The following is a 12,429-nucleotide window of genomic DNA, read 5'->3' on the forward strand; positions in this document are numbered from 1 at the left end:
AAAATGAGTTTACTAGATGAAATACACAAAAAAGAGTTTGAACTTTTAAAGTTGAGGCACGAAAACGAGAAGAAAAATAATGGTGATTCAGGACTTAAGGAGCAAATCAAAAATCTCGAGAAAGAAATCGAAAACCTAGAAATACAGCTAAGCGAAAAGGACGTCAAAATAGCTTTATTAAAGGATCAGTTAAACAATGCTTCAGGTTGTGAAGACGCTCTTGAAGATGTTCCAATTATCACAATTCCAGATAACCTTGCCTTTAAAGGTGCTATGGGTGCGGGAGCTTATGCAACCGGTGGCAAGGAAAAAGAGGAGTATGTTATTACCAATTTAAATCATAGCGGAGAGGGTAGTTTTGGCGAAGCATTGGAACTTGCAGCTCAAGAAAACGGTCTTAGGATAACGACAGCCGTAGAGGGTAATATAATTCTTCCCGAACGTTTGGATATGACCCTTAACAATACCTCAATAGATTTGAGAGGCCCGAACGGAAAAGGCATTACCATAACGGGTGAAACCTTGATCTTAAAAGGGAATAATAATATTTTCAGGTATTTCAGAAAAAGAAGGGGAACGAAAGACAAGGATGCCTTTAGCGGTTATTATTTGACTAATTCTATTTTAGACCATCTTTCATTTAGTTTCGGAGAGGACGAAGCCGCCAGTTTCGTAACGGACACCAATAAGGACTTTAAGGACGTAACCATACAAAATTGCTTTTTTGCCGAAAGTAAAACAGGTTCTTTGGTTGGTTCTCAAAACTCAAATGGCAACAACTTTTATGACTATACTGATCGTATTAGCTTTTTAAACAATCTGTTTTACAATGTATCTCACAGGTTTGCCAATTTCTACGCAAATGGAAGGGGTGATTTTGTCGGGAATGTAGTATGGAACATGAAAAAGCGCCTGATAAGAGCCAACGGAAATATTAAGCTGAACCAATATGGCAACTATTATGATTACGGCACACCGATACATGACGCTATACTCAATCATTTTGGATGGGAGCCAAACCATAGTCCTTTGATTTTTACTGCTAATAATAAAATAGTATCTATAAATGATGTAAGAGAAGAATTTGGATTAACCTATTCAATAGAAGAAATGAATGCTCAAAACTGGAAGTCTTGGAAATGGTTTGAGGACAACAAACCTCAAGGGGTGAAAAGAGGTGACCAATTGCCAGGTGATTTTTTTACAAATACGGCCTTCGAATGGTTGGGCGTTGAGCCTTTGTTAAAGTCACCTGATGAAGCCTTTGACTACGCTCTTGAGAACGCTGGTTGTAATATTGTTAGGGATGGATGGGATGCCGAATGGATAAACAAAATAAAGAACGGTGAAAGGACAGAATATTTGGACGAGCCTTACCCGACTATATAAACTTGCTATTTACTTATGAGGGTGAGTAAAGAGATTAAAATGACGTATTATTTAAACACAAGGTTACAAGATATTCTACAAGCGATTGGGAAATACTATAATGAGATCAAGGCATTTATTTACAGCCTGTTTATATACCTAGAAATGGACGTTGATGTCGTAAAGATTCTATTTTACCTAATGGTCATAGATACTGTTTTAGGTGTGGTTAAGTCTCTTAAACTAGGATATAAATTCTCAATGAAAAAACTAGGTTATGGTTTTATATCAAAGCTTTGTGTGCTATTGGTGCCAATGACATTGGCTTTTATTGGTAAAGGGTTGAGTTATGATTTTAAATGGTTCGTTAATGTGGTCATGGATATTTTAATTGTTAGTGATGGTATTTCAATATTTAGTAATGTCTTGACCATAAAGACAGGAAAAGAAGTTAAGAACATCGATATAATGACGTCATTGATTTCATTGATAAGAAAATATTTTATAAACGTATTGGAAGCCTTGTTTAATTCAATAAAAAATGAAAATAGTAAAAATAGTTAGTTATGGAAATTTTGGTTTCAAGATATAATAGCGCGAAGGATCATACAAATTCGGTTATGATCATTGACGGAAATTTCGAATGTTACGGATTGGAAGATGAGTTTAGAAACTTTAAGGTTTATGGAGAAACTCGTATTCCGGATGGGCGATATCCTGTAAAATTCAGAAAGGTAGGGGGATTTCACAACCGTTATCTAAAACGATTTGGCCCGCAATGGCATAAGGGTATGTTAGAAATAACCAAGGTACCTAACTTTAAATTTGTGCTAGTTCATATAGGTAATGATGATGAGGATACCGATGCCTGCTATGTTGTTGGTGATACACAGGCCAGAGGCGAAAACTTTATAGGAAGCAGCACAATTGCCTATAAGCGAATGTATCCCAAAGTAAGGAATGCGTTGTTAAGAGGAGAAGAAGTATGGATTGAATACAAAACACTGGATAACCCGCACAATTAATCATGAAACATATTTTCTATTGTATAGCTATTGCCTTGGTCTTCCTTTGCGGTTGCGATATCCAAAAAAAAGCAGCTAAGGCAAAGCGAGATACCATTACTCAAAACGACATTGTAAAAGAGTCGACAAAAGTGACAGAAGAAAAGCGCGATGGCGGCCAGATATTCTCCGGTATTATACCCATAGAACAAAGAGAGCGCGACGAAAATGGGGATATAAAAGAACTTATACAGACCTTACGGGATGGTGCCTTAACAAAGACCATTTACTATAAGCCCGATGGCAGTGTTGATGTTGATTGCACAGCTGATGAGATTTGGACACGCATCGAAGAAAAACTTAACGAGCGTAATAATTCACAAATACAAGTCCAGGAAAAAGAAAAGGACAGCGAAAAGGAAGAAAACTTTGATAGCTCTGTTATATTGTATGGATTTATGGGGATTGCAGTTATTATGATAATATTCGTGTTCTTTGCTATGCGTCAAAGCAAATTACTAAACCTACTTGTAAACAACAATTAACCTGCTACAAACACAAGCAATCACTTACTACATTTATAGGTAATTTTGTCTTATGAAATACGATTACCTACAAGCCTTTACCCAATTGATTAAAGCGAATAGCCTATTAAACCTTAGCGTCGATCAGCAAGAGCGTTTTATGCAGGTAATGGCTATCTCTTACTCTATCAAAGTCCTTGATTCCCTTCAAAAAGCGAATACTCTTAAAAGGTTGGACCTGGACAGGTTTAAACAACAAAAAAAATTGGCACAGCTTACCGGTAATATCGAACCCATAGAGGTTTTCAAGGAAATGGTGATGCTCAGTAGGAGCAAATAGCTATATTTGCACAAACCCCTTTAACAGTGTGCTACAATACCAAACACACCAGAAGTGTAAAAGATAAAGAGATCTATTACCGCGTTGGTCTATACCCTAAACAAGAAGATTCGAGAGCCGCCTTTGATATACCGATGTACCACAACAATGGTTTTTTGCACGCTAACCAGCTAATCATTCCGCAAGAAGCACCTCAATATCTAATTGTTGCTAAATGGGGTATAGTACCCGAAACTATAGAACCCGAAAATGTAAACGAATATTACAAAGGCCAGCGGCAATGGGGCGAAGGTCTTAATGCGCAAAGTGAAAAAGCCTTTGGGCATTATTTCTATAACTATAATGAGGCTATATTGCATCGCAGATGTATTATTCCGGTAGATGGGTTTTATGAGTCACATAAATTACCGAATAAGGTTTCGGTTCCATTTCATTTTAAGAAAAAGGATGATGGGCCAATGTCGTTGGCCGGCATTTATTCGGTTTTGAGAGGTGGGCTATGCACCTACTCTATTTTTACTAAGAAGGCTACACCATTATTTAAGGAGATACATAATACCAAGAACAGACAGCCACTAATGTTGGGTGAATCTGAAACCAAATTATGGCTCGACAGAAACACCTCTGAAAACGATCTGCATGCTATCTTGAGGTATGATTATAACAACTCGGAGCTAGATGCCTACCCTATTAGTCGAGACTTCAATAGGAGAACTGTAGACACTAACTATCCAGACATCACTAATAAGGTAGATTACTTTAAAGATACTTCGGACATCAAAGGATTTGACTTAAGTACCTATAAGTATAAGCACTTATTTGAATAATTACATAGTTTTTATTCTATATATGTAGTTTATTGTCTATATTTGGTAAACCCAAATACAGATGTCTTCAGATAAATACCAATTAGTGCCATTTCCTATTCCCGAGCATTTGGTGTATTATTTTTCTAGAAAATTGGGTTGTGAAGTAGAAGACTTGCCGGACGGTTCTAAATGTACAAAATCTGTTATTACAAAAGATTCATTTTATGGCGAAACCCTTTATCAATCGTTAGAGGTTTCTAAGAGCATGAAAAAGACCAACTCTAATTTTTATATTAAAATAAGATCTTCGATTTGCCAGGACTACAAGGGTATGCCCGATGGCAGATATAACAAGTACCATTTGTCTAAGAGCGCACTCCAATTTGTGATTAAGCACTTAAAGCAAGTTTTAAAAACAGAGCTTATCGCATTTGTCGATGGAGCCGTATATGCCAACCTTAAAATCAAGGGTACCAAAAAGGGAATAACCCATAATGCTATTGCTCAATTTATGTTCAGAAATCGCATCCATATCAACAAACTGACGTTCGAAAGTCTTAGAAAAATGCAATATCGCGCCAAAAAATCCAATAAACCACTGATTATTAAATAGTTATAAAATATAGCGGAATTTTGTCCTTAAAAACCACCAAAAACTGTTAAAATTCGCTCTCATTTTGTAGTGATTTGTCTATAATTTTTTTTTGGTTTCTAATACCAAAAATTCCCATCCAAAATTTAGTGTCCTTTTTAAATGCTATATAGGGATGTATCATTACAATGTTAAATACAATCTTTAGTATGTAATGATATTTTCTAAAACGGCTTCTGAAATTAAGCGGGGAATTTGGTTTATGGAACCTCGCATTGCCTTAAGTTATGCCGATGTCGTTAGTAACGTACTTAATAAAACCCAAAAAGAGATAGACCCAAGACCTGACGCTGTTAAAGTAAGGCAAGCTTTATCTCCTGGTGGTGTTTATGTAAATAATGACGAAGAAATACCAGAGGGTAGTATTGGTGTAGTTGCTATACACGGCCCAATGATAAAGTATGGGGACTGGTGTAGCTATGGCGCAGATGAATTAGTCGGGTTTGCCAATGAGTTTGAATCTAACGAAAACATTATTGGGCAAATATGGCTGATGGATAGTGGTGGTGGTTCTGTAGCGGCAGTTGCGCCTTACCTTGATTTTTTGGCTAAGAGTAAAAAACCAGTTGTTGCTTTATGCGACTTGTGCGCCTCGGCTAATTATTATGTAGCCTCTTCAACGGATTATATAATGGCAGAAAATGATATCTCTGCCATGTTTGGGAGTATCGGGGTTATGATTCAGTTTGCCGATTACAAAAAATTCTACGAAGAGATGGGTATAACCCTACACGAAATCTATGCAGACCAATCCACTAACAAAAACAAAGACTTTAGGGCTGCTTTAGAAAATGATTACGAGCCTATGAAACAAGAAATGCTGAATCCTTTGGCAATTCAGTTTCAAAACCATGTTAAGGCCAAGCGCCCCAACCTCAAAAAACAAAATGAAGTCTTATCGGGTAAAATGTATTACGCCAAAGAAGCGCTAGACTTAGGTCTTATAGATCAAATAGGCAATATGGATAGGGCTATTGAAAAAGTAAAGTTTCTTGCTTCTGCAAGGTCTTTAATATCAAACAATTATTAACTATTAAAATCCAAAACACATGAAAAATTGGAACATGATCAAAGCTAGTGTTTTAAAAGCGTTGGGCTTCAAGGCCGACCACGCTAAAAAACTAGAGCTATCCGCAGAAGACAAGGAGAAAGTAAATAAGCTTGCTTCTGGAGGTAAAGAACCGAAAGGGGATATGGCAAAGTTTGCAGACATCTTCGAAGCTAAGTTTAACGATGAGATTGCTGCCTTAGCTGATAACAGCGAAGCGTTACAGATGTACAGCGATTTCCTAGCGGAAAACAACATTGATCCGGCACCAGCAGGTGAAACCGATGATGACGAGCCGGCACCAGAAGTGCCTACCACAGATGCCAAGACCGTGGCCGAAGCTATGGCAGAATTAGTGGCCGAAAACAAGCAATTAAAACAAACTAATGCCCAACAGGCCGCCAACATTGAAAAGCTAAAGGATCTGCCTGAAGAGGACATACCTGCGGCGACGATTATAGTTGGCAACAAAAACCTTAAAGTCGTGAAACACAGTAAAACCCACCTATTTGCAAGCAACGAAAGCTATGACGGCCTAGATCGCCCATGGAATAAACGTGTTGTAGATGCCCAAGCTCAAGGAGCCGTACCTAGTGCTTCAACCGTTTGGGATAAGGTAAACATTGATAAGCTTAACCAAGATTTAGGGGCTTATGCACGTAGAAATTCTAACGAGATTATGGACATGCTTATGGATGGTTACGATATCCCTGCACATTGGTCCGTAGTATCTAACGTACAAGATGAGTTTGTTTTTGCAAGTATAGTTAGCGGACAGATTACGCAAGCATTTAAAAAGGCCTATTTACCTAAAAACAAGCAACGTTTTGTACCTGTTAAAAACAAGATTTATGACAAACAGATTGATGGTAAATGGGAAAGTAGTGAACTAAAATCTATTGAAAAAAGCTGGTTAAACATGTTCTTTAATGAAGGCTCTACTCCTTATAAGGATTCTTTTGCTAGATACCTTATCGAAAAATTATTGAGACAAGCACGTAAAGAAGATAAGATATCAGTATTTAAAGGTGTATATAGTGATCCTGAAAAGCAACCAGATACTGCTGGCGATTTTTTAAATGCTATGACCGGTTTCTTAAAACTAGTTGATAAGCACAGAGGTACAGACTACCAAGCGTTTGACGTAGATCCTTTAACAACCGCTAACAGCTATGATGTCTTAAATGATGTGTGTAAAAATAAATTACCGATTGATGTTAGAAACACGCCTTTAAAATTAGGTGTTGGTAGTGATGTTCATCGTTGGTATGTAGACGGTAGGGAAGCAGCCAAAGGTACCAACACAGATTACGGAAGGGTGACAACACATATCGATGATATGCCAAACATAGAGTTTGTAAAACACCCTCAACTAGAAGGCACGGGATTCTTTTACATCACAACCGAAGATAATATAGGTTTAATGGTAGACCGTCCAGGTGAAGAAAGCCTAATAACAATTGAAAAGGCGGTAAGAGCAATCAATTTCTTTGCTGATTATAAGTTGGGCGTCTACTTTAAAGCCTTCGGTGCCAACGTAGATCCCAATGCTACAGTAACCTATGAAGATCAAATCTTCTTCTCTAACAATGTTGAGCTCTTAACGGATGTCTATGTACCGGTAACCGCCAATGATGGTACGCCGAGCGTCTCTGAGCACCATGCTTTAAAGATTGGTGGAAACAATACCAGTGCAACCGATGTTACAAATTTTGATGATGCTACGGATGGCCAATACGTGTACCTCTATTGTGATGATGCTACCAATGCACCGACCATTAAGAACAACGCCAATATTGCTTTGTCTACAGGCGCCGACTTTACCATGGCCAAAGGTGATAAGTTGACACTGGTCTATACCAACAGCAAATTCTTGGAATATAGCAGAACGGTTGCTTCTGAGGTGTCATTGGAGTCTAAGGTAACCTTAGCAGCTGATGCTACCAGCGCCGATGCAACCAATGGTACCTGGTTTGTAACACAGGCCAATACGGGAGCCACTGCATTCACCAATATTACCAATGCGGTTAAAGATGAGATTTATACTATTGAAGGTGGCAACCCTGCAACCAACGCAACGACAATTGCTAATAGTGGTAACTTCTTGTTAAGTGCTGCGTTTACGGCAAATGCCGGATCTATTCTTAAAGTGAAGTACAACGGCAGCAAGTTTGTTGAAGTCTCTAGATCTTAATATGTCTTGGCCTTTGCGAAAGTAAAGGCCAAGGTTTTTGTTTAACTATTAATACAAAAAACAATGACTTACGTAAAACCAAGTTTAATTTCTAAGGGCAAAGGTTCTGCTGAGAACAAAAGCCAAGAAATTGTTATCATAGATGTGGCTGATATTGCTACACATCCTTCCCGAGACGTCAACAACGTGCAAATGGTAGGTAGTTTTGTGATGAATGCCGGAAAGTATGTTACCAAAATGCAAGTTACCGCATCAAAGACCAGCTTACCTGTAACCAGTGAAGGCGAAGAGGATAATGTATCCATAAGTGCATTACCTGAATTCTCGTTTCCTGGTAGTACTTTAGAGTTCGAAGAGTTTGTGGCCAACTGGACCAACAAAAGCCTTATCGTAGGTGTAAAAGTTGGTGCCTGTGGAGGCGGCTCTTCATTTTACCGCATATATGGTAGCCAATGCGCTCCTTTAAGCTTACTTGTAGAGGCGCAAAACAACAACGATGCCACCATGGGGTTGATAAAGTTTCAGCAGTTTGCTAAAACAGACTTAATGCCTGGTCGCTACCCCGGTACTTTTACAGAAGCTTCTGCAACAGTAATTGCTGCTGATGCTACAACGGTCGATGTTACCGATGGTGATGGTGAATACCAGTTAACGGATAACACGGTAGCAACCGTAATAACAGACCTTACCAATGCCACTAATAACGGTAAATATACCCTTATTGGTAGTGGTGGTACCAACCCCGCAACGATACAGTCGACTAATGCCAATTTTATATTAGTAGGTGGTGTAGACTGGCAAGGCCTAAGCGGTGCCACCATAACCTTTAACGCTATAGACGCCGGGTCTGGAGACCATGTGTTCATTGAAACAAGTAGAACTTAATTTTTTCATAATAATTAGAGTTGTTTAAGTTTAGTTAGTTGAAAACCACCACAGTTTTGTGGTGGTTTTTTAGTTGTATTCTTTTTTATATATTTACATACCCTTAGTTAATAGCCCTTTAACACTGTTTTATGGCGAGTATTTTAAACGATTACCTTAATAAGGGCATGGGCTATCATGATCTGCAAAAAGAGCTCACAAGGTTGTTATCGCAGTATAAAAAATATACAACAAGAGACTTATTTATTTTTTCGAGTGATATTTCTAAAGGCGGCATGCCTGGACACAAAGTTTCTCTAGAACAAGAAGATTTTTATACAATACAAGACATATTAAGAGAGGACGGAGGCAATTCTATCGATATGTATCTAGAAACCCCTGGGGGAAGTGGAGAAGCGGCCGAGGAAATCGCTATTTTTTTACATAATAAGTTTAAACAAGTTAACTTTATTATTGCTTCTGAAGCTAAAAGCGCGGGGACAATTTTAGCACTTTCTGGAGATAATATATCGATGACGGAAACGGGATCTCTAGGACCTATAGATGCACAAGTAAAAATTGGCAGATATGTATGCTCCGCTCATGATTATAAAGAATGGGTAGAGAATAAAAAGAAAGAAGCTAGTACTCATGGGAGACTTAATCCGTTTGATGCTATTATGGTAGCGCAAATAAGCCCTGGCGAACTAAACGGTGTTATTAATTCTTTGGAATTTGCTAAGGTTCTTGTAAAAGAATGGTTGGAAAACTACAAGTTTAAAAATTGGAATGTCACTAGAACTAGAGGTATAAAGGTCACACCTGAAATGCGAAAGAAAAGGGCTGATGAAGTTGCCGAAAAGTTCGCAAATCATACCTATTGGAAGACACATGGAAGATCATTAAAAATAAAAGACCTTGAAGATGTTTTGATAATTGATAATATTGACGATGACCCAAATTTGGCTGAAATTGTATACAGAATTAAAACCGTTATTCGATTGATATATTCTGGTTCATCTGCTTATAAAATGTTCAGGTACAAAAAAACATCTATTTTAAAAACTGTAACCGCGAGTCAACAAACGGTGCGTTCAAGGCTGCCTCAACCAATTTTTCCTGCTAAACCTCCAAATCCAGGCCAAAAAGTAGTTGATGCCATAGAAACCAAAACGGTATGTCCAAAATGTGGCAAAATTCATAAGATTCAAGGCTACCTGGATTTAACGAGTGCGGAAATAAAAAAATTAAAATTACCTACTAATAATAACATTAATGATAATGACGTTTTAATCTGCGATAATTGTAAATTTGCAATAGATTTAAAATCGCTGAAAAACGATATAGAGCGAGACTCTAAACGAAAAATTAATTTTAAATAACAAAGTGATGTCTAAAGAAGTTAAACCAACTAAGAAGCCTAACAGCAAAAAAGCTGATGAGCTCCTAGATTTTGTTGATAAAACCAAAAAAGGGGCTTTTACGAGGGAGAAACCAGACCTAACCTATATTGTTTATAAGCAAATAGATATACAAGAGCAAGATTCTAATTATGATGAGCACCAAGTTTTACACTTCGGTTTTACTATTTAAATTAACCTCTTATACAGTATGAGACACCTTTTTAAGGTGTTTTTTTTATACCAAAACGTCTCAAAAATCTACGTAGTTATACGTATAGATAGGAGATAATTCTTTTATAATTTAGTGGCAGGGATTAACCAAAATTTACGTTATGAGAAAATTAGCTATTATTTTATTCTCCTTTTTTGTTTTATCGGCTAGTCAAGAAGAAAAACTTACCCTTTTTAAAGGCCTTTACTATGGAATGCCCATAAAGGAAGCTAAAAAAGAACACAAAAATAACAAGGACGAATACATTAATGTAGACCTAGGCGATGGCGTTATTTGGGAGTTAAGGCGTGGTGGATTGGTAAAACAAGACAATAAATTAGTAGTTTTAGTAATGCAACCAAAAGGCTTTACTTTTGGAATGAATAACGAAGAAGGTGAAATCTACTTAAAAAAAACACGTCTTTTTTTCGAAGAGAAAGGTTACACACTAATTTCTGAGCCCGAGTATTGGGACGTTCCACTACTATTTTCACCTTATAACAAGATGGGTCTGCTACTTGGAAACGAAGAAAAAGGACTAATGATTGAATTAAGACCCGTAAAAATAACAGAAGGTTCTTATGTTGTAAATATGGGAATCTACAACTTGGATGATTATAAAAAAGCACAAGAAGCTGAAAAGGAAGCCAAAGAAAAAACTAAAAAGAAGTCTGGTTTTTAACTCATAGAAATCTATCATTGTACCTACATGGCCAATGCCCTAACTTTGGGTGTTGGCTTTTTTTTGTATGTTTGTAGTGCGAACATCATTGAATTGCAAGGCAATCAAAATTAATTTAATCATTTACGATAGGCGTAGTTTCTCTCATTCCTTTTGCTCTGCAATTGGTGGTGTTCGCGTACCAGAGGGGACTACGCTGTTTTTATTAATTAAAATTATTTTCTAATGCGAACACCAGAAAATCAATTACCAACAGGCGCAGAGATTGATGCGCAACATTTACTAATTTTAGAAGAGTGCCGTAGCGATGGCGAGTTTAAGGACCTAAGAAATGCCGTACTGGATATGTACGAGGCGAGCCTAAGCGACGAACCTATTAATTGTACGGCTATTAGCAGGCGTAATAACTTTTATTACTTTAAGACCATATTCAATGTCTTTAGTAGGTTGCACGCTATAGAGCAACCAGAAGACCATGAGAATATGGTTTTATAGGTATAGCTTGCACTGGGCCCGCCGGAGTGTCCTTTTTACCCCTATTTGCTGTAATTACATTAGCAATGTATAAAACATTGTCTTATGGACCCAAAACAGCAAGTAGAACACTATCTTAAAACGGACCGCTCGTTATTGGGCGGCCGTAACCTTTATAACCAATTGCCCGGCAAAAACCGGGCTTTTCAGAATACACTGGCCAGGTTTACCGATACCAAGTCCAATTTGGCCAAACTTTACTACCAATTGGCAAAGTTGGTGGGCATATCTGAATATCATCTTAAGATATTTTTGCAGAAGCCTTTAGAAAAAGTTGAAACTGTAGATGAGGCTAATCAGCAACAAGAACTTTCATTAGAAGAAAAGCTTAGAGCACTAGACTTTGAAGATAAAAAAGCTGTTGAGAAGGCTTTAACTGAGTTGGATGAATATTCTAAGCTAAGCCACTTAATGCCCAAAGGAATACCCTCATTTTCAATAGGATTACCAGGAAGAAATGAGCGGATAGAATATCTCAAATATCTAAAAGCCGATAACCTTAAAGGCAAATCAGTTGAGTTAGATGTTCGAATTAAAGAACTTTATGCCATAGCCATAGCGTTGGCTAAGTCTGAAGCAAAACTAAATTTAAAGGCGGCTCAAGAAGAATTACCTAGTGAACTTGAATTGCTGTTAGAGGATAAACTAATTGCCTTTAATCCTGATAATGCAAACTACAATGAAGCTAAGTCGCTTTTTAGAGCATTGAATTTGAAAGCCGATAGCTTAAAAAAGGTTGATATCTACCCTGCTCTAACTGACGCACGCTCAGTTCTTGTAAAAAAAAAGTAGCCTC

Annotated in this window: 15 protein-coding genes; all 15 read left to right on the forward strand. The window is 37.5% G+C overall.

The window, feature by feature from the left end; genetic code table 11:
• The first annotated feature begins 3 nt into the window (after nucleotides 1–3).
• Nucleotides 4–1,389, forward strand: a complete 1,386-nt coding sequence (locus tag ACO052_RS19935; protein ID WP_422105562.1) for a hypothetical protein — start codon at nucleotides 4–6, stop codon at nucleotides 1,387–1,389.
• Between the two features lie 39 nt (nucleotides 1,390–1,428).
• Entirely contained in the window at nucleotides 1,429–1,932 is a 504-nt protein-coding gene (locus ACO052_RS19940; protein WP_422105563.1) for a phage holin family protein, read from the forward strand.
• Between the two features lie 2 nt (nucleotides 1,933–1,934).
• Nucleotides 1,935–2,393: a DUF5675 family protein gene (locus tag ACO052_RS19945; RefSeq protein WP_422105565.1), complete on the forward strand. Its 459-nt coding sequence runs from the start codon at nucleotides 1,935–1,937 to the stop codon at nucleotides 2,391–2,393.
• A 2-nt stretch (nucleotides 2,394–2,395) separates the two neighbouring features.
• Nucleotides 2,396–2,917, forward strand: coding sequence for a hypothetical protein (locus tag ACO052_RS19950; protein ID WP_422105566.1), 522 nt, complete (start codon nucleotides 2,396–2,398; stop codon nucleotides 2,915–2,917).
• A gap of 52 nt (nucleotides 2,918–2,969) precedes the next feature.
• On the forward strand, nucleotides 2,970–3,236 hold the full coding sequence (locus ACO052_RS19955; RefSeq protein ID WP_422105567.1) for a hypothetical protein: 267 nt from the start codon (nucleotides 2,970–2,972) through the stop codon (nucleotides 3,234–3,236).
• Nucleotides 3,237–3,262: 26 nt separating this feature from the next.
• Nucleotides 3,263–4,063, forward strand: coding sequence for an SOS response-associated peptidase (locus ACO052_RS19960; RefSeq protein ID WP_422105568.1), 801 nt, complete (start codon nucleotides 3,263–3,265; stop codon nucleotides 4,061–4,063).
• Nucleotides 4,064–4,124: 61 nt separating this feature from the next.
• Nucleotides 4,125–4,658, forward strand: a complete 534-nt coding sequence (locus tag ACO052_RS19965) for a hypothetical protein (RefSeq protein ID WP_422105569.1) — start codon at nucleotides 4,125–4,127, stop codon at nucleotides 4,656–4,658.
• A gap of 193 nt (nucleotides 4,659–4,851) precedes the next feature.
• On the forward strand, nucleotides 4,852–5,727 hold the full coding sequence (locus ACO052_RS19970) for a S49 family peptidase (RefSeq protein WP_422105570.1): 876 nt from the start codon (nucleotides 4,852–4,854) through the stop codon (nucleotides 5,725–5,727).
• Between the two features lie 19 nt (nucleotides 5,728–5,746).
• On the forward strand, nucleotides 5,747–7,939 hold the full coding sequence (locus ACO052_RS19975; protein WP_422105571.1) for a hypothetical protein: 2,193 nt from the start codon (nucleotides 5,747–5,749) through the stop codon (nucleotides 7,937–7,939).
• A gap of 63 nt (nucleotides 7,940–8,002) precedes the next feature.
• The gene (locus ACO052_RS19980) at nucleotides 8,003–8,824 is read left to right on the forward strand and encodes a hypothetical protein (RefSeq protein ID WP_422105573.1); all 822 of its coding nucleotides are present in this window, start codon (nucleotides 8,003–8,005) and stop codon (nucleotides 8,822–8,824) included.
• A 131-nt stretch (nucleotides 8,825–8,955) separates the two neighbouring features.
• A complete protein-coding gene (locus ACO052_RS19985) occupies nucleotides 8,956–10,185 on the forward strand; it encodes an SDH family Clp fold serine proteinase (RefSeq protein ID WP_422105574.1) in 1,230 nt (409 codons plus the stop codon).
• Nucleotides 10,186–10,192: 7 nt separating this feature from the next.
• Nucleotides 10,193–10,396 (forward strand): hypothetical protein, encoded by a 204-nt coding sequence (locus tag ACO052_RS19990; RefSeq protein WP_422105575.1) that lies wholly within the window; start codon nucleotides 10,193–10,195, stop codon nucleotides 10,394–10,396.
• Nucleotides 10,397–10,538: 142 nt separating this feature from the next.
• The gene (locus ACO052_RS19995) at nucleotides 10,539–11,099 is read left to right on the forward strand and encodes a hypothetical protein (RefSeq protein ID WP_422105576.1); all 561 of its coding nucleotides are present in this window, start codon (nucleotides 10,539–10,541) and stop codon (nucleotides 11,097–11,099) included.
• Between the two features lie 225 nt (nucleotides 11,100–11,324).
• Complete coding sequence (locus ACO052_RS20000) at nucleotides 11,325–11,594, forward strand: hypothetical protein (RefSeq protein ID WP_422105577.1); 270 nt, start codon at nucleotides 11,325–11,327, stop codon at nucleotides 11,592–11,594.
• Between the two features lie 84 nt (nucleotides 11,595–11,678).
• Nucleotides 11,679–12,425, forward strand: a complete 747-nt coding sequence (locus tag ACO052_RS20005; RefSeq protein WP_422105578.1) for a hypothetical protein — start codon at nucleotides 11,679–11,681, stop codon at nucleotides 12,423–12,425.
• The last annotated feature ends 4 nt before the right edge of the window (nucleotides 12,426–12,429 follow it).

Origin of the sequence: Winogradskyella sp. (genome assembly GCF_965228925.1) — a bacterium.
GTDB lineage: Bacteria > Bacteroidota > Bacteroidia > Flavobacteriales > Flavobacteriaceae > Winogradskyella.